The 17,374-nt window shown below is 70.0% G+C and carries 19 protein-coding genes; 8 read left to right on the plus strand and 11 right to left on the minus strand.

Going from position 1 to position 17,374, the window contains the following annotated elements:
* Positions 1 to 54 precede the first annotated feature (54 nt).
* On the plus strand, positions 55 to 1,524 hold the full coding sequence (locus WG212_RS12145) for a PQQ-binding-like beta-propeller repeat protein (RefSeq protein WP_337187448.1): 1,470 nt from the start codon (positions 55 to 57) through the stop codon (positions 1,522 to 1,524).
* A gap of 103 nt (positions 1,525 to 1,627) precedes the next feature.
* Here the strand turns inward: WG212_RS12145 and rpmE are convergent, their stop codons facing one another.
* Positions 1,628 to 1,852, minus strand: coding sequence for a 50S ribosomal protein L31 (gene rpmE, locus WG212_RS12150; protein WP_337187362.1), 225 nt, complete (start codon positions 1,850 to 1,852; stop codon positions 1,628 to 1,630).
* A 116-nt stretch (positions 1,853 to 1,968) separates the two neighbouring features.
* Between rpmE and WG212_RS12155 the strand changes: the two genes are divergently transcribed.
* The gene (locus WG212_RS12155; protein ID WP_337187363.1) at positions 1,969 to 3,873 is read left to right on the plus strand and encodes an ABC transporter transmembrane domain-containing protein; all 1,905 of its coding nucleotides are present in this window, start codon (positions 1,969 to 1,971) and stop codon (positions 3,871 to 3,873) included.
* Here the strand turns inward: WG212_RS12155 and WG212_RS12160 are convergent.
* The 6 genes from WG212_RS12160 to WG212_RS12185 all read right to left on the minus strand — a co-directional run bounded on the left by WG212_RS12160 (position 3,870) and on the right by WG212_RS12185 (position 9,078).
* Positions 3,870 to 4,907, minus strand: coding sequence for a glycerophosphodiester phosphodiesterase (locus WG212_RS12160; RefSeq protein WP_337187364.1), 1,038 nt, complete (start codon positions 4,905 to 4,907; stop codon positions 3,870 to 3,872). The two genes, WG212_RS12155 and WG212_RS12160, sit on opposite strands and share 4 nt — an antisense overlap.
* Positions 4,908 to 4,923: 16 nt before the next feature.
* Positions 4,924 to 5,718, minus strand: coding sequence for an inositol monophosphatase family protein (locus WG212_RS12165; protein WP_337187365.1), 795 nt, complete (start codon positions 5,716 to 5,718; stop codon positions 4,924 to 4,926).
* Positions 5,719 to 5,826: 108 nt separating this feature from the next.
* On the minus strand, positions 5,827 to 6,480 hold the full coding sequence (gene thiE / locus WG212_RS12170) for a thiamine phosphate synthase (RefSeq protein WP_337187366.1): 654 nt from the start codon (positions 6,478 to 6,480) through the stop codon (positions 5,827 to 5,829).
* Positions 6,481 to 6,501: 21 nt separating this feature from the next.
* The gene (locus WG212_RS12175; protein ID WP_337187367.1) at positions 6,502 to 6,651 is read right to left on the minus strand and encodes a hypothetical protein; all 150 of its coding nucleotides are present in this window, start codon (positions 6,649 to 6,651) and stop codon (positions 6,502 to 6,504) included.
* Positions 6,635 to 7,660: a cytochrome d ubiquinol oxidase subunit II gene (gene cydB, locus WG212_RS12180; protein WP_337187368.1), complete on the minus strand. Its 1,026-nt coding sequence runs from the start codon at positions 7,658 to 7,660 to the stop codon at positions 6,635 to 6,637. Before cydB ends, WG212_RS12175 begins: the two co-directional genes overlap by 17 nt.
* Positions 7,657 to 9,078, minus strand: a complete 1,422-nt coding sequence (locus WG212_RS12185; RefSeq protein WP_337187369.1) for a cytochrome ubiquinol oxidase subunit I — start codon at positions 9,076 to 9,078, stop codon at positions 7,657 to 7,659. Before WG212_RS12185 ends, cydB begins: the two co-directional genes overlap by 4 nt.
* Positions 9,079 to 9,252: 174 nt before the next feature.
* Here WG212_RS12185 and WG212_RS12190 point away from each other — a divergent pair, with 174 nt between their 5' ends.
* From WG212_RS12190 to WG212_RS12205, 4 genes are all read left to right on the plus strand, one after another.
* Entirely contained in the window at positions 9,253 to 9,438 is a 186-nt protein-coding gene (locus tag WG212_RS12190) for a (2Fe-2S)-binding protein (protein ID WP_293374684.1), read from the plus strand.
* Positions 9,439 to 9,591: 153 nt separating this feature from the next.
* Positions 9,592 to 10,074 (plus strand): bacterioferritin, encoded by a 483-nt coding sequence (gene bfr, locus WG212_RS12195; RefSeq protein ID WP_337187370.1) that lies wholly within the window; start codon positions 9,592 to 9,594, stop codon positions 10,072 to 10,074.
* 93 nt (positions 10,075 to 10,167) lie between these two features.
* Positions 10,168 to 11,820 (plus strand): MFS transporter, encoded by a 1,653-nt coding sequence (locus WG212_RS12200; protein WP_337187371.1) that lies wholly within the window; start codon positions 10,168 to 10,170, stop codon positions 11,818 to 11,820.
* A 38-nt stretch (positions 11,821 to 11,858) separates the two neighbouring features.
* Positions 11,859 to 12,239: a nuclear transport factor 2 family protein gene (locus tag WG212_RS12205; protein WP_337187372.1), complete on the plus strand. Its 381-nt coding sequence runs from the start codon at positions 11,859 to 11,861 to the stop codon at positions 12,237 to 12,239.
* Here WG212_RS12205 and WG212_RS12210 read toward each other — a convergent pair whose 3' ends face one another.
* A complete protein-coding gene (locus WG212_RS12210; RefSeq protein WP_337187373.1) occupies positions 12,240 to 12,647 on the minus strand; it encodes a hypothetical protein in 408 nt (135 codons plus the stop codon).
* Between the two features lies 1 nt (position 12,648).
* Complete coding sequence (locus WG212_RS12215; protein WP_337187374.1) at positions 12,649 to 13,419, minus strand: TIGR02587 family membrane protein; 771 nt, start codon at positions 13,417 to 13,419, stop codon at positions 12,649 to 12,651.
* A 263-nt stretch (positions 13,420 to 13,682) separates the two neighbouring features.
* On the opposite strand from WG212_RS12215, the gene WG212_RS12220 reads away from it, so the two are divergent.
* On the plus strand, positions 13,683 to 14,129 hold the full coding sequence (locus tag WG212_RS12220; RefSeq protein ID WP_337187375.1) for a hypothetical protein: 447 nt from the start codon (positions 13,683 to 13,685) through the stop codon (positions 14,127 to 14,129).
* Positions 14,130 to 14,132: 3 nt separating this feature from the next.
* Positions 14,133 to 15,041, plus strand: a complete 909-nt coding sequence (locus WG212_RS12225; protein WP_337187376.1) for a hypothetical protein — start codon at positions 14,133 to 14,135, stop codon at positions 15,039 to 15,041.
* Between the two features lie 33 nt (positions 15,042 to 15,074).
* Here the strand turns inward: WG212_RS12225 and fba are convergent, their stop codons facing one another.
* Together fba and WG212_RS12235 are read right to left on the minus strand one after the other, a co-directional pair.
* Positions 15,075 to 16,160, minus strand: a complete 1,086-nt coding sequence (gene fba, locus WG212_RS12230; protein ID WP_337187377.1) for a class II fructose-bisphosphate aldolase — start codon at positions 16,158 to 16,160, stop codon at positions 15,075 to 15,077.
* Positions 16,161 to 16,178: 18 nt separating this feature from the next.
* Positions 16,179 to 17,369, minus strand: a complete 1,191-nt coding sequence (locus WG212_RS12235; RefSeq protein WP_337187378.1) for a phosphoglycerate kinase — start codon at positions 17,367 to 17,369, stop codon at positions 16,179 to 16,181.
* Positions 17,370 to 17,374 lie beyond the last annotated feature (5 nt).

Below are 17,374 nucleotides of genomic sequence, written 5' to 3' on the forward strand. Positions count from 1 at the left end.
CCGCGTCTCCGGATAGGCTCGGCCGGATTCGGCAAGCAGGGACCGTCATCCGTGATGAAACGCTTCGGCCGCTGCGCCGGACTGCTCGGCCTATCGGCCCTGCTGTCGGCCTCGCCGCTGGCCGCGGCTGTGATTCCCGACGACTCGCCGGCGGCGCGCGACGCCGCCATCTCCCGTCTGCGCGCCGCGGCGCCGCGCGAGGTCTGCGCCGAGACATCGGCGATGAGCCGCACCTTCGGCACGAGCTGCGCCGGCCGCGAATTCCCGGCCCCGCCGATCCTGGCCGCGCCCCGCAAGGCCTGGGAGGTGAAGCCGGGCTGGTGGGGCGCATGGTCGCCCTTTCTCGTCGGCGACCTGATGCTCACGGGAAGCTGCAACAACGACGGGAACGAAGGAATCTCGGCGCTCGACACGAAGACCGGCCGGTTCGTCTGGCGTATCCCCAGCGTCTGCGCCGTGGGGAACCGGCGCGGGTCGATGGGGCAGGTGGCCTTCCACGAACTCCCGTCCGGCGAGGTGCTGCTGATCTATCCCCGCGAGAACGGCGAGCCGACCGATCACTACGTCATCGACGTCAAGGCCGGGCGCATCGTCCGCACGCTCACGCCCGCCCGGCGCGGGCCGACGCGCAGCCCGGGCGGGGTGTTCACGGTGGTGAACCAGTCCACGGCCAACGGGCACAGCTACATCAGCGCGCTGAGCCCGGAGATGGACCGGATCGTCTGGCAGAATTTCGACTTCCGCCTGGCCATGCCGAACGACCTGGACCCCAGGTACACGCCCACGTTCAGCGCGCCGGCGGCATCGGGCGGCGTCCTGTACCAGACCGCGCGAAGCAAGGATCAGCCCGAGCCGCCGACGCGGCAGCTCCACGCGATCGACCTCCGGACGGGGCGCACCCTTTGGCGGCATACCGCCCAGCCGGTCACCGAACGGGGCAATACGTCGGCCGGCGTGACCGCCTACCGTTCGGACGACGGCCTGCCGATGGTGGCGGACGGCAAGGTGATCATCCGGGTCCGGGGCCTGCTGGGACCGGTCCGGATCGGCCTGGACCCTGTCGGGGACGGCCTGCGGGCGCTGGATGCGCGCACGGGCGCCACGCTCTGGACGACGGCTCCGGTCCCCGGGCAGACCATCATCAACCGCGTGGCCGTGGGCGACATCCTGGCGGTCGAGGTCGAGACGGGGAACGCGCGGCAGCTCTGGGGCTATCGCCTGGCCGACGGCCGCCTCGCCTGGCGGCGGCCCGTGGCCCCCGGGGCGCGGCTGCTGGCCTCGTCGGGCGGGGTGTTCTACGTCTCGGAGCGCACGCCGGCGAAGGACTTCCAGCTACGGGGCTTCGACGGCGAGACGGGCGTGCTGCTCTGGTCCGCCGTGCTGCCGGGCCACAACCTCGACTTCGACGGGCGGTGGGGAATCCAGGACGGCCGGGGCGGCGCCTCGCAGGGGCCGAGCTGGCGCATCGGCCGCGATGGGGCGATTTACGGCGTGACGCTCCAGGGGGCCTTCAAGCTCCAGTAGGCGGGCCCGGAACGACGAACGCCGCGAAGGTCTCCCCTCGCGGCGCCCTGGAATTTCGTATCGGCCATGACCCCCGCCAGCGCAGGGATCGACCGGCGTCGCCTCACTTGCGGGTGAAGGCGCCGAACTTGGCGTTGAAGCGCGACACGCGGCCGCCGCGATCCAGAAGCTGGTGGCCGCCGCCGGTCCACGCCGGGTGGGTCTTGGGGTCGATGTCCAGGTTCAGGACGTCGCCTTCCTTCCCATAGGTCGAGCGGGTCTTGTAGGTCGAGCCGTCCGTCATGACCACGGTGATGAAGTGGTAGTCGGGGTGGATGTCTTGTTTCATCGAACGGGCGCCTGACGTAAAGGAGCGGCCGATAGGGGCCGGCCGCCCGCGAGGGCGGCGAAAATGGAAGCCGCGCGTATAGAGAAACGCGTGGGGGATTGCAAGGTGCGAGGCGGATGAGCGAGTCGGGGCCACAGTCAGTCGCGCCCGGATCTTTCGTCGCGGGGTCTTCCGTCGGGGGCGCTTCCGCCGGGGGCGCTTTCGCGCCGGGCCGCCCGAGCGCCGGCCAGGCCCTGGCCCAGACCCTGGCCGACGGCGCGCAGAAGCGGGACCGGAGCCGCAACGTCGGCGCGCTGCGACGCCTGCGCCCCTTCCTGGCCGCCCACTGGGGCCACGGCGTGGCCGCCTTCCTCTTCCTGCTGCTGTCGTCCAGCGCCACCCTGGGCATGTCGGGCGCGATCCGGCTGGTGGTCGACAACCTCACCGCCCCGGGCCTCGACCCGGCGACGGTCAACCGGCGGTTCCTGGTGGTGGGCGCGGTGGCGGGCGTGCTGGCGCTGGCGACCGCGATGCGCTTCTACTTCGTCACCGCCCTGGGCGAGCGGGTGGTCGCCGACCTGCGCAAGGCCGTCTACGCCCATATCCTGACCCTGGACCCGGCGTTCTTCCTGAAGACGCGCACGGGCGAGGTGCTGTCGCGCCTGACCACGGACGTCGCCATCGTCGAGAACCTGCTGGCGACCTCGGTCTCGGTCGCCCTGCGCAACCTGATCACCCTGGTGGGCGCCCTGATCCTGCTGGTGTTCGTGAGCGCGCACCTCACCGGCCTCGTGCTCCTGACCTTCCCGTTCGTGCTGGCGCCGCTGTTCCTGTTCGGACGCCGGGTGCGCCGGCTGACCACCTCGGCCCAGGACCGCTTCGCCGACGCCGTGGGCTCGGCCGGGGAGAGCCTGGACGCGCTCGAGACGGTGCAGGCGTTCGGCCGCGAGCGCGCCGCCGCGGCCCGGTTCGGCGAGGCGGTCGAGACGGCCTTCCGCGCCCAGATGCGACGGATCTCCACCCGCGCGGTGATGACCGCCGCGGTCATCGTACTGGTCTTCGGCGGCGTCGTGGGGGTGTTCTGGCTCGGGGTCCAGGCGGGCCTGCGCGGCGACATCTCGTGGGGCGCGCTGTTCCAGTTCGCCTTCCTCTCGGTGCTGGCGGCGGGGTCGGTCAGCACCCTGGGCGAGACCTGGGGCGACGTGCAGAAGGCCTCCGGGGCCATGGAGCGCGTGGGTGATCTTCTGGACGCCCGGCCCGACGTGGCCGCGCCGGCCGATCCGGTCGATCTTCCGTCGCCGCCGCGCGGCGAGGTGGCGTTCGAAGGCGTCGACTTCGCCTATCCGGGCCGCGCGGACCGGCCCGCGCTGCGCGGCTTCTCCCTGACGGTCCGGCCGGGCGAGCGGGTCGCCCTGGTGGGGCCTTCGGGCGCGGGCAAGAGCACGGTCTTCCGGCTGCTGCTGCGCTTCTACGACCCGCAGGCCGGGCGTGTCCTGCTGGACGGGGTCGACATCCGCCACGCCGATCCGGCCCAGGTGCGCGCGCGCATGGCGCTGGTGGCCCAGGAGAGCCCGCTGTTCTCGGGCTCGGCCGCCGACAACGTGCGGTTCGGGCGCGCCGAAGCCAGTGACCTCGACGTCCAGGCCGCCCTGCGCGCCGCCCAGGCCGAGGGTTTCCTGGCCGCCCTGCCCGACGGCGCCGCCACCGAGGTCGGCGACCGGGCGCGCAGCCTCTCGGGCGGCCAGCGCCAGCGGCTGGCCATCGCCCGCGCCCTGGTGCGGCAGGCGCCGGTCCTGCTGCTGGACGAGGCCACCAGCGCGCTCGACGCCGAGAACGAGCATCTGGTCCAGCGCGCCCTGGACGAGGCGATGAAGGGCCACACCACCCTGGTCATCGCCCACCGCCTGGCCACCGTGCTGAAGGCCGACCGCATCGTGGTCATGGACGAGGGCCGCGTGGTCGAGGAAGGGACCCACGCCGACCTCGTGGCCCGGAACGGCCTCTACGCCCGGCTGGCGGCGCTTCAGTTCGAAGCGGCCTAGACGCCCCGCGCCGCCACCGCCGCGGCCGGAAAGTCGGTGAAGACGCCGTCGACGCCGGCCGCGTAGAGCGCCTTCAGAAGCGCCGCCACGTCGCCGTGCGCCGCGGGGCCGACCCCCCGTTGCAGGGCCTTGGGCAGGAAGGCGTTCTCGGCGCGGACCGTCCAGGGATGCACCGCCAGTCCCACCGCATGGGCGTCGCGCACGAGGTCCGTCGGCGGACCCAGCGCGCCGTCGACGATCGGAACCGCAAGCGGCCATTCGGGCCCGACGCCGTCGGCGAAGGCGGCGATGGCCTTCAGGCCCGACGCCGTCGTGACATCCACCGGCGACGGTCCGCGGGCGACCAGCATCACGCGGCGCGCCCTGGACAGCTTCGCGAACGCCTTCAGCGGCTCGACCTCGAAGCACTGGACGAAGACGGGAGCGTCGCGGGCGTCGAGGCCGTTGGCCTTCAGGAGCCCGGCGAGGCGGGCCTCGAGCGGAAGGCCGATCCCGGCAAAGTAGGTGGGATGCTTCATCTCGGGATAGGTCCCGATGACGCGGCCGACCCGCTCACCCTCGGTCTTCGCCAGGTCGATCACCTCCTGATAGGTCGGGACCGTCTCCTGCCCGTCGAACGCCGCGCTGCCCCGCCGGAGCGCCGGCAGCCGCTCGCGGGCGCGCAGGGTCTTGAGCTCGGCCAGCGTGAAGTCCTCGGTGAACCAGCCCGAGACCGTTTCCCCGTCGATGAGCTTCCCGGCCTTGCGCGCGGCGAACTCGGGGCGGGCGGCGACGTCGGTCGTGCCCGAGATCTCGTTCTCGTGGCGGACCACGAGGTGGCCGTCTTTCGTCGCCACCAGGTCGGGCTCGATGAAATCGCAGCCCTGCTCGATGGCCAGGCGATACGCCGCGAGCGTGTGCTCGGGCCGTTCGCCGCTGGCGCCCCGATGGGCGATGACGAGGGGGCGCGCGATAGGAGCGCGGGCCGTCGCGGGGGTGGCGGCGAGGCCGGCTGCGGCCAGGGTTGTTGCGGCGGCTTGGCGTCGGGTCATCATGCCCGCCAGCCTAGCCCTATTTTGCGGCGGCGAGGCGACTGACGATCTGCGGGTGCAGGTCGAGGTTCGAGGCCACCACCGACCCCCGGGACAGCACCGCGTCGCCGCCTTCGGCGTCGGTGACCTTGCCGCCCGCCTCGGTGACCAGCAGCACCCCCGCCGCGAGGTCCCACGGATTCAGGTCACGCTCCCAGAAGCCGTCGAAGCGGCCGGCGGCCACCCAGGCCAGGTCCAGCGAGGCCGCGCCGAACCGGCGCACCCCGGCGACCCGCTGCGTCATCTGGTGCAGCTCCTTCAGGAACTTCGCGTGCTGGCCGTGGCCCAGGAAGGGAATGCCCGTCGCCAGCACCGCCTCGTCCATCCGCTGGCGCGCCGCCACGCGCAGGCGATGGTCGTTGACGTAGCAGCCCTTGCCCTTCTCGGCCCAGAACAGCTCGTTGGTGATGGGGTTGTAGGTGACCGCGGCCACCACAGCGCCCTCGCGCTCCAGGGCGATGTTGATGGCGAAGTGCGGGATAGCGTGCAGGAAGTTGGTGGTGCCGTCCAGCGGGTCGACGATCCAGGTGTGGGTCTTGTCCGTGCCCTCGACCAGACCCCGCTCCTCGCCGTGGAAGCTGTAGCCCGGGCGGGCCTTGGTGAGCGCCTCGAAGAGCACCTGTTCCGCCTTCAGGTCGGCCGCCGAGACGAAATCGGCGGGCGCCTTCCTGGCCACCTGCAGCTCGGCGAGTTCGCCGAAATCGCGGTTGAGGCCGCGCGCGGCCTTGCGCGCAGCGTCGCTCATCACCTTCAGGAGGGCGGATTGGGTGCTCACGGTGTCAAAAGATCTCGGACGGATTGGAGGGCGCGGAACCTAGTGTCGGCCCTCTTCGAACGCAAGGAAAGCCTCTCGATGGCGTTGCGGGGGGTTCAGGCGGGATATTCAGGCCGGCCGCTCGGCCACGCCTGCGGCGATCTCGGCCTCCAGCGCGGCGACGGCGGCGGCCGGCCCCTGCGGATGGGCCCAGACCCCCGCCGAGACCGCCAGGAAATCGGCGCCGGCGGCGGCCAGGCCGCGGGCGTTCTGCGGCGTGATCCCGCCGATGGCCACCGAAGGGGTCTGCATCGTCTCCTGCCAGATCGCGAGGATCTCCGGATCGGCGCGGGTCGGCGCGTCCTTGGTGGTCGTCGGGAAGAAGGCGCCGAAGGCCACATAGTCGGCCCCCGCCTCGGCCGCCTCCATCGCCAAGTGCCGGCTGTCGTGGCAGGTGACGCCCACCATCCGGTCGGGGCCGACGGCGCGGCGGGCGTCGGCGTAGCGGGCGTCGGACTGGCCCACGTGCACGCCGTCGCACCCCAGGCGGGCGGCGAGGTCCGGGCGGTCGTTCAGGATCACCGCCACGTCCCGGGCGTGGCAGACGGGGGTCAGCGCCGCCACGGCGGCGGCGACCACGTCGTCGGGAACGTCCTTGAGGCGGATCTGCAGGGCGGCGACGTCGCCGGCCTCCAGCGCCCCGGCCAGGGTGCGGGCGAAGCCGGCCAGGTCGTCCAGGCGGGGCGGTGTGATCAGATAGAGTCGGCAGAGAGGCGCGGCCATGCGCCTACATACACGGGTTCCCTATGGCATCAGCAGGGATCGCAGGCCGTAGGCCACGGCCGCGGTCGCCGACGTCCCCGCCACGGCCAGGCCCACGAACCACGCCAGCCGCCGCCAGAGCGGCGAAGGCGCGGCCCCGTCCTCGGGCGGCGGCTCAATGATACGACGCACCGGCCGTCACCTTGCCGCGGAACAGCCAGTAGACCCAGACGGTGTAGCCCAGGATCACCGGCAGCAGGATCCCCACGCCCACCAGCATGAGGCCCAGCGCGTTGTCGGCATTGGCCGCCTGGCGGAAGGTCATGTCGTAGGGGACGATGTGCGGGAAGAAGCCGACGGCGAGGCCGACGAAGCCGGAGAGGAAGACCACATAGGCCCCCAGAAGCGGCGTGGCGTGATGGCCGCGGCGCAGGCCGAAGGCGGCCAGCACCAGCCCCCCGAGGCCAGCAAGCGGAATGGGCAGCAGCGGCAGCAGGGTGGTCAGTTCCAGCGCGCCGTCCCCGAAGCCCCAGCGCGCCGCGACACGCGGGTGGACGAACAGGGTGGCGAGGCTGACCAGGGCCAGAAGCGCCGCCACCGCCGCGGTGGCCGTCCAGCTCCAGCGGCGGGCGCGGGCCTGCAGTTCGCCTTCGGTCCTCCAGACCAGCCAGGCCGCCCCCAGCAGCGCGTAGCCCGCCGCAAGGCCCACCGCGACCAGCACGCTGTAGGGCGTGAGCCAGTCGAACGGGCCGCCGCCGAAGGCCAGGCCGTTCAGCTTCACGCCCTGGATGAAACCGCCCAGCACCAGCCCCTGGGCCAGGGTCGCGACCAGCGAGCCGCCGGCGAACGCCGCGGTCCAGAACGCCTTGCCGCGGACCCGGCCGTGGTGGCGGAACTCGAACGCCACGCCGCGCAGGATCAGCGCCAGCAGCATCAGGATGATCGGCAGGTACAGCGCCGGCATGAGGGTGGCGTAGGCGAAGGGAAAGGCCGCGAAGAGGCCGCCGCCGCCCAGGACCAGCCAGGTCTCGTTGCCGTCCCACACGGGCGCGATGGTCTCCATCATCACGTCGCGTTCCTGGGGGGAGGCCGCGAAGGGAAACAGGATGCCGATGCCCAGGTCGAAGCCGTCGAGCAGCACGTAGAGCAGGACGGCGGTGGCGATCACGACCGCCCAGATGAGGGGCAGATCCAGGGTCATGGGCGGTGCTCCGGCGGGGCGGCGGCGAGCGCATTGCCCGGCGGCTGGCCATCGGCGACGGGAGCGTCCTCGTCGTCGCCCTGGGGACCCTGGGCGATGAGCCGCAGGATGTAGAGCATGCCGGCCACGAAGATCACCGCATAGACCACCATGAAGGCCAGCAGTGAGGCCGAGACCTGGCCGGCGCCCACGGGCGAGACGGCGTCGGCGGTGCGCAGGACGCCGTAGACCACGTAGGGCTGGCGGCCCACCTCGGCGACGATCCAGCCCGCGATCACGGCGACGAAGCCCGCCGGTCCCATCGCCACGGCGCTCCAGAGGAAGGCGCGGCTCCGCTCGGGGCCCCCACGCCCAGGCCTGCCACGCCAGGGCCTGCCGCGCCAGATGAGCCAGGCGCCCCAGGCGCCCAGCGCGATCATCAGCAGGCCAAGACCCACCATCACCCGGAAGGCCCAGAAGACGATGGCCGCAGGCGGCCGATCCTCGGGTGCGAAGGCCTTCAGGCCCTGGACCTCGGCGTCCACGCTGCCGGCGGTGATCCAGCTTCCCACCTTGGGGATCGAAAGCTCGAAGCGATTGCCCTCCAGTGCGCGGTCGGGCCAGGCGAGGATGTGGAAGGGCTGTTCGGTTCGGGTCTCCCAGAACCCCTCGATGGCGGCCAGCTTGGCCGGCTGAAGGCGCTGCACATCCTTGCCCGAAAGGTCGCCCACCACGAGCTGGAGCGGCGCCACCACCGCGAACATGCCGATGGCCATGCGCAGCGCGATGGACGATTCCGGCGACGGCCCCGACCGGAGGATGCGCCAGGCCGACGCCGCCCCCACCACCAGCGAGGTGGTCAGATAGGCCGCCAGCGCCATGTGGGCGAAGCGCTCGGGGAACGTCGGCGAGAACACCACCTGCCACCAGTCCACCGCGCGAAGCGAGCCGTCGGCCAGCACCTCGTGGCCGGTGGGGTGCTGCATCCAGCTGTTGGCCGAGATGATCCAGAAGGCGGATATCAGGGTGCCCACGGCCACGAGCGCCGTGGAGGCGAAATGCAGCCCGGGCCCCACCTTCCGCCAGCCGAACAGCATGACCCCCAGGAACGACGCCTCCAGGAAGAAGGCCGTCAGCACCTCGAAGGCCAGGAGGGGACCGATGACCGGCGCGGTCACCGCGGCGAAGACGCTCCAGTTCGTCCCGAGCTGGTAGCTGAGCACCACCCCCGAGACGACGCCCATGCCGAACGAGATCGCGAAGATCTTCACCCAGAAGAGGTAGAGCGTCTTGAACGCCTCCTTCCGGGTCAGCAGCCACAGGCCCTCCAGCACCGCCAGGAAGCTGGCGAGGCCGATGGTGAAGCTGGGGAAGATGATGTGGAACGCGACCGTGAAGGCGAACTGGAGTCGCGAGAGCAGGAGCGCGTCGAGGTCCATGACCGTCCCTTGAGCGTCGCGGCCGGCCGGCCCGCCGCCGCCGACACCCCTTATAGCGGGTGGTCGCGACCGGTTTAAGCGCGGGTTGCGACATCTCGCCGAATGCGAATGACTTGCAAAGGCGTTCGCAGGCCGCTATCGAGAGAGGGTCGGATCAGGAGTTCTCCGCGCGTCATGTACGTCTGCAACTGCAACGGCATTCGGGAACGTGACGTCCGCGCGGCCATCGCCGCGGGGGCCAGCCGTCCGGCGCAGATCTTCAAGGCTTGCGATTCGGCCGCCCAGTGCGCGCGCTGCGTCTGCGACATGCGCCGGATGCTGGACGAGGATCGCGAGGCGCTCCGCTACGCCGCCGAATAGGGGCGTTTTCACCCCGTTGAGGGCGAGCGCAAATCATTCTCAGACGATTCTGCGGTTTTCCGAGCAACCGCAAATCACTCGCACAGATTGTCTTTGACATCGCGCAACCTCGGACGCCATTCGGGCCTTCAATGATTTGACGGAGGGCCGGACGTGCAAGGCGACAAGGCGATCATCAAGCTCTTGAACGCGGTGCTCACCAACGAGCTGACCGCGGTCAACCAGTATTTCCTGCATGCGCGGATGTACGACAACTGGGGTTTCAAGCGCCTCGGCAAGATCACCTATGACGAGTCCATCGGCGAAATGAAGCATGCCGACAAGCTCATCAACCGGATCCTGTTCCTCGACGGCCTGCCCAACCTCCAGGATCTGCACAAGCTGAAGATCGGCGAGACCGTGCCGGAGTGCCTGGCCGCGGACCTCGCCGTCGAAGTGGGCGGTCGCCAGACCCTGATCGACGGCATCAGGCTGTGCGAGGCGTCGGCCGACTACGTCACCCGCCAGATCTTCCGCGAGATCCTGACCGACACCGAGGAACACATCGACTTCCTCGAAACCCAGCTCAGCCTCGTGAAGAGCCTGGGCGAGCCGAACTACCTCCAGAGCGCCATGGGCGAACTGCCGGACAGCTAGCCGCGCCGTCCTTCTCCCTCTGGGGAGAAGGACACCGTGACGAACCGGCCGGTTTGGCCCTACCGTCCCCCAAGCGAACAGGGGGAGGGACGCATGGCGGCGGCGGCCGAGGTGAAGCCGAAGACGGGCGGGCATGCCGGGGTCGTGACCGGCGCGTCCGTCGGCACGGTCTTCGAGTGGTACGACTTCTATCTCTACGGTTCGCTCGCCAGCTTCATCACGGCCCACTTCTTCTCGGGCGTGAACGAGGTCACGGGCTACATCTTCGCCCTGCTGGCCTTCGCCGCGGGGTTCGCGGTGCGGCCGTTCGGGGCCATCGTCTTCGGCCGCCTGGGCGACCTCTGGGGCCGCAAGAACACCTTCCTCGTCACCATGCTGCTGATGGGCGTCTCGACCTTCGTCGTGGGCCTGCTGCCCAGCTACGAGACCATCGGCGTGGCGGCGCCGATCCTGCTGATCACGCTGCGGCTGATCCAGGGCCTGGCCCTGGGCGGCGAGTACGGCGGGGCCGCCACCTACGTCGCCGAACACGCGCCACCCGGCCAGCGCGGCCTCTACACGAGCTGGATCCAGACGACCGCGACGGCCGGCCTGTTCCTGAGCCTGATCGTGATCCTGGTGGTGCGCACCCAGATCGGCGAGGAGGCGTTCCGCGCCTGGGGCTGGCGCATCCCGTTCCTGGCCTCGATCCTGCTCCTGGGCGTCTCGCTCTGGATCCGCCTGCGGCTGAACGAGAGCCCGGTGTTCCAGCGGATGGTCAGCGAGGGGAAGACCTCGAAGAAGCCCCTGGCCGAGAGCTTCGGCCAGTGGAGCAACCTCAAGCTGGTGATCCTGGCGCTGCTGGGCCTCACCGCCGGCCAGGCGGTGGTGTGGTACACGGGCCAGTTCTACGCTCTCTTCTTCCTCGAGAAGATGCTGCGGGTGGACGGGGCGCTCACCAACATCCTGGTGGCCATCGCCCTGGCGCTGGGCACGCCGTTCTTCATCGTGTTCGGCTGGCTGTCGGACAAGGTGGGACGAAAGCCGATCATACTGGCGGGCTGCCTCCTGGCGGCCTTCACCTACTTCCCGATCTTCAAGGCCCTGACCGCGGCGGCCAATCCCCAGCTCGCGGCGGCCAGCGCGGCGGCGCCCGTGACGGTGACGGCCGACCCCGCGCGCTGCGCGCTCCAGTTCGACCCCGTGGGGCGGACGGCCTTCACCAGCTCCTGCGACATCGCCAAGTCGGCCCTGGCCGGCTCGGGCGTCAGCTACGACAACGTCGCCGCGCCCGCCGGCGCCGTGGCGGTCGTACGGGTGGGCCAGGTCGAGCTGGCCAGCTTCGAGGGCGCGGGCCTGCCCAAGGCCGAATTCGACGCCCGGAAGGCCGCCTGGACCCACGATCTCGGCACGGTGCTCGCCGCCGCCGGCTATCCGCCAAAGGCCGATCCGGCGCAGGTGAACAGGCCGCTGGTGGTGGGCCTGCTCTGGCTGCTGGTGCTCTACGTCACCATGGTCTACGGGCCGATCGCCGCGGCCCTGGTGGAGATGTTCCCCGCGCGCATCCGCTACACGTCGATGTCGCTGCCCTACCATCTCGGCAACGGCTGGCTGGGCGGCTTCCTGCCGACCACCGCCTTCGCCATGGTGGCGGCCACGGGCAACATCTACTACGGCCTCTGGTATCCGATCGTGGTGGCGGCCGGGACCGCGGTGGTCGGCTTCCTGTTCATCAAGGAGATGCGCGGGAAGCCCATCGACGCCTGACGCCGCCCCGCGACGAAGAACGAAGGCTGGAAACCCGCATGGACCCGATCGCCCGCTGGCACGAGGTGGTGAAGACCAAGGACGTCGCCGTCATGGCGTCGCTGATCGCCGACGAGGCCACCTTCGAGAGTCCCGTGGTGCATACGCCCCAGGTGGGCAAGGCGATCACCGTGACGTACCTGTCGGGCTCCCTTCAGGTGCTGAACAACGAGGCCTTCCGCTATCTCGGCGAATGGCGCGCCGAACGCTCGGCGGTGCTGGAGTTCGCCTGCGAGATCGAGGGGATCACCGTCAACGGCGTCGACCTGATCTGGTGGAACGAGGCGGGGCAGATCACCCGTTTCAAGGTGATGATCCGTCCCCTGAAGGCCATCAACCTGCTGCACCGCCGGATGGGCGAGCTGCTCGCCAAGGCCTGATCAGGGCTCCTCGAAGCCCTCGATCTCCACCGAGATGCGCCCGGCGGCGGGATCGCTCCGGAAGATCACGCCCCCGCGCGCCTCGCCGCGGCCGGGCACGTAGGCGAAACGCGCACGGCGGGTCTCCGAGGGCTGTCCCGCGCGGTCCAGGCGCGCGACCACCTCCACATCGGCGGCCGTGGCGAAGCCGGCGTTGCGGACGACGATGGGCGTGACGAACCCCGACCGGCCGGGCGTCGACGCCTCGGCGCGGGCCGACAGGTCGGGCGGCGCGTCCGGATCGCTGACGCCCTCCCAGGCCGAGTAGCCGAGGACACCGAGGGTCAGGAGGGCGCCGACCGAGGCGGCGATCCACTCCAGGACGGGCGTGTCGGGCGCGGCGGGCGGCGATGTTTTCCGGCGGGCCATGTCAGACCACCAGCCGGGCGATCGCCGCGCCGATCGCCGCCGGGAAGCCCAGGACCACGACGGCGCGCACGGCCTCCGACAATCCGCCGTCCAGGCGCCCGAAGGTCCACAGCACATACAGGCTGACCAGCAGGGCCAGGCCGTAGCCGGCCAGGGTGAAGTGGGCGAAGGCCCTGAGATGGCTCTCCGAGTCGTGCTGACCCGCGAAACCCACCGTAAACACCAGGACGTGCAGCGCCGCGAGCGAGGCCAGCACCAGGACGACGGCGTGCCAGGCGCTCATCCGGAAGCCGATCAGCAGCATCTCCTCCGTGGGCGCCACATTGAACCCCAGGAACAGCGCCCCGGCTCCCATCAGGAAGAGCTGGCCGGGATAGCCGGCATGATCCTCGTCGTCTCCGCGGGGCCGGTCACGCTGGAGCTGCTTGTTGGCCAGCATCGCCCCCATGCTGGCCGGCGCGGCCTGGATGGCGATCATGCCGAAGCCCTCGCGAAAGGCCGTCTGCGGACCGATCAGGCCGAACATGCACAGCAGCGCCGCGGCGACGACGAAGCCGACCAGCAAGGCCGCCGCCGTGTCGAGCAGGTCGTCCAGCGGCGAGGTGACCTCGCGGAACCCGGCGAAACGGCTCAGTCCATAGACCACCGAGGCCGTGACCAAGACGAACAGAGCGAGCCGCCAGCGCCCCATGTGCGCGCCGAAGGCCCACATCTCCATGGTCATCAGCAGCGGGAATCCGAAGAGCAGCGCTCCGCCCGCCGCGCGCGCCAAACCGCGGAGGTAGTTCTCTTCCTGTCGAACGCGCCTCGCCATGGCGGCGCTAACGCGTGACCGGCCGGTTGGGTTCTGGTCCTTCGGGTTGTTAAATTTTTCAATACAACCTTAATTGACTCCCATTCGAATCTCGAAGATCGTCGTTACGGGAAATGGGGCGGATTATGGGAACAACGCGATCTGTTTGGCTTGCGGCGGGTATCGGGATCCTTCTCGGGGGATGCGCCTACACTACCGCGACGCCTGTCGAGGTGGGCGACATGACCACCAAGGGCTTCAGGGTCTTTGCGCCGAAGACGTATCTGGTGGCGACGGGCTCGGGCGTTTCTAGCGTGGTCATTCCAGACTGTTCGAAGCCCTTCGCCGTTCAGTTCGGCACCTTCCTGGCCAAGAACGAGGTCACGCTGAAGATGACCAACAGCATTCTGACGGAAGTCTCGGCCAAGGAGGATTCGACGGCCCTTCCGCTGGAATTCCTCAAGTCGGTCACCGAGGCGGCGAAGGCGGGAAAGCAACTCGGGGATGGTCTCAGCGACAAGGCGGCCGGCGGGAGTGACGAGTTCGCGATCTGGAGCGTCGACTGCAACGGCGCGGCTGCGCCGGCGCTGACAACGATCCGCAGCCAGAAGGCCCGGCCCGACTCCACGCCGCCGTCGATTCCCGAGGGTGGCGCAGTCTCAATGCCGGGCGGCGCCCAGAAGAAGTAGGCCGTGGCGCCGACCCGCCGCCATCTCCGCCAGGCGATACGCCGCGGCACGGCGGCCTTGAGGCAGCTTCCCAACGTCACCCACGTCACTCTGGGTGAGAAGCTGGTCGGGGGCGTTCCATCGGGGCGGATCGCCGCGAAGGTCTATGTGGAGACGAAGACCAGCGTCCCGGCAGGTCAGCGGGTTCCGCAGGAAATCCCCGTTCGGCAGGGGGACGGTCGCACGTTGGGAACGCTCGTGACGGACGTCGTCCAGACCAGCGCCGTTCCGGAAGGGTTCGGTGTCTGCTCGGGCGATGTCCTCCAGGCGTTCGACAACGATCTCGGGATCGCCGGCGTTTCCTTTTCCAAGGGCGGCGTCGGCTATGTGCTGACCAACGCCCATGTGGCGTGTGATGTCGCCGCCAACGGCGCGTCGGGCCGCATGAGATGGCGTGACGGCGGCCAGGTGCGTCCGCTGGGTCCGGTGATCTACTGGAGCCCTCTCAGGCAGGGCGTGGTGGCCACGGCCGACGCGGCGGTCATCCGGGTCGACGATCCGCGATCGGTCGAGCCTTTGATGATCCGGAACGTTCCGTCCGCTCTCGAGAAGATGGACGTCATCACTCCGCGGCTGAACGACTACTGGTTCGTCGCCAACGGCGAACTGTTCCGATGTGTTTCGGCGGAGCCCGCCGACGGCGACAACGAGGCCAACGTCGACGGAGTCCGAATCCACTACCGGGGCTTCTGGCAGCTCCGGCTCGTGCAGGGGCGAGCCAGGAAAGGCCTGTCGGGTTCGCTGCTCTGCCGCACGGTGGCGGGGCGGCCTCAGGCCTGTGGCCTGGTCTTCGGCGGCCTGATCCCCGACTACATATGGGCCTATCCCTTCCGCCCCCTCTACGAGCGGATCTATGCGAGTCTTCCGGGATAGGTCCGGCGGCGCGGCCGCCGGAGCCTGCGGCCGCTACTCGGCCGCCACCTGGGTGATGCCGATCTTGGGCGCGAGCTCGCCGGCGGCATAGCGCTTGGCCATGTCCGACAGCGGGATCGGCTTGATCTTGCCCGCGTGGCCCGCCGTGCCGAACTCCTCGAAGCGCTGGAGGCAGACCGTGCGCATGGCTTCCTTGGCGGGCTTCAGGTAGCCGCGCGGATCGAACTCGCCCGGCTTCTCGACGAACACCTTCCGGATCGCGGCGGTGATGGCCATGCGGTTGTCGGTGTCGATGTTGATCTTGCGGACGCCGTGCTTGATGCCGCGCTGGATCTCCTCCACCGGCACGCCCCAGGTCTGGGGCATCTCGCCGCCGTACTTGTTGATCAGGTCCTGCAGGTCCTGCGGCACCGAGGAGCTGCCGTGCATCACCAGGTGGGTGTTGGGCAGGCGGCGGTGGATCTCCTCGATCACGTTCATGGCCAGGACGTCGCCGTCCGGCTGGCGGGTGAACTTGTAGGCGCCGTGGCTGGTGCCCATGGCGATGGCGAGGGCGTCGACCTCGGTGGCCTTCACGAAGTCCACAGCCTGGTCGGGGTCGGTCAGAAGCTGGTCGTGGCCCAGCTTGCCCTCGAAGCCGTGGCCGTCTTCCTTCTCGCCCATGCCGGTCTCGAGGCTGCCCAGCACGCCCAGCTCGCCCTCGACGCTGGCGCCGACCCAGTGGGCCATGTTCACGACGTTGCGGGTGACCTCGACGTTGTAGTCGTAGTCGGCGGGCGTCTTGCCGTCGGCCTTCAGCGAGCCGTCCATCATCACCGAGGTGAAGCCGTACTGGATCGCGGTGGCGCAGGTGGCCTCGTTGTTGCCGTGGTCCTGGTGCATGCAGATCGGGATCGCCGGATACATCTCGGCCATCGCGTCGATCAGGTGCTTCAGCACGATGTCGTTGGCGTAGGACCGCGCGCCGCGCGACGCCTGCATGATCACGGGCGAGTCGGTGGCCTCGGCGGCCTCCATGATCGCCAGCGCCTGTTCCATGTTGTTGATGTTGAACGCGGGCACGCCGTAACCGTGCTCGGCCGCGTGGTCGAGGAGTTGTCGCAGCGTAATCCGGGCCATGTTCGTTCTACCTGTCTTCTATCGGGTCAGAGCGGCCACGCCGGGCAGCTCCTTTCCCTCCATCCATTCAAGAAACGCGCCGCCGGCGGTCGACACGAAGGTGAAGTCGCCGGTCACGCCGGCGAGGTTGAGGGCCGCCACGGTATCACCCCCGCCGGCGACTGCCACCAGCTTCCCCGATCTGGCCAGTTCGGCGGCGTGCTTCGCGGCCGTAACGGTGCCCTTGTCGAAGGGTTGCATCTCGAACACGCCCAGCGGGCCGTTCCAGATCAGCGTCCTGGAGTTGCTCATGGCGCGGCACAGCCGCTCGACCGTCTCGGGGCCCGCGTCCAGGATGCGCTCGTCGTCGTCGATCGAGCCCGCGTCGCGCACCCGCGCCGGCGCGCCGGGGGCCATCTTCTCGGCCACGACCACGTCCAGCGGCAGGAAGAGCTTGCAGTTGTTCTGGCCGGCCAGGCGGATGATGTCGCGCGCCGTGTCGGCGAGGTCCTTCTCGCAGTACGACGCGCCCACGTCGTGGCCCTGGGCGTAGAGGAAGGTGTTGGCCATGCCGCCGCCGATGGCCAGCTTGTCCAGCTTGGTCACCAGGTTGCGCAGCAGGTCCAGCTTGGTGGAGACCTTCGAGCCGCCGACGATGCCCAGCACCGGCCGCTGGGGGTTGCCCAGGGCCGCGTCCAGGGCCTCGAGCTCCAGCCGCATCTGCTCGCCGGCAAAGGCCTGCAGGCGCTTGGCCAGGGCCTCGGTCGAGGCGTGCGCGCGGTGCGCCGCCGAGAAGGCGTCGTTGACATAGAGGTCGCCGTTCGCCGCCAGGGCGTCGGCGAAGGCGCGGTCGTTGGCCTCCTCGCCGGCGTGGAAGCGCACGTTCTCCAGCAGCAGCACGTCGCCGGGCTGCATCGCGTTCACCGCCTCGCGCGCCTTCGGGCCGATGCAGTCCTCGGCGAAGGCCACGGGAACGCCCAGCACCCGGGCCAGCGGCTCCACGACGGGTTTCAGGCTCATCTCGGGCACGCGCTTGCCCTTGGGCCGGTCGAAGTGGGCCAGCAGGATCGTCTTCGCCCCCCCCTTGCGCAGTTTCTCGATGGTGGGCAGCGCCGCCCTCAGGCGCGTGTCGTCGCTGACGGCGCCGTCCTGCATGGGGACGTTGAAATCCACGCGCACGAGCGCGCGCTTCCCGGTGAGGTCCGCCTGATCCAGCGTGCGAAAGCTCATGCCTG

It is taken from the genome of Phenylobacterium sp. (assembly GCF_037189685.1).
Taxonomy (GTDB): Bacteria; Pseudomonadota; Alphaproteobacteria; order Caulobacterales; family Caulobacteraceae; genus Phenylobacterium.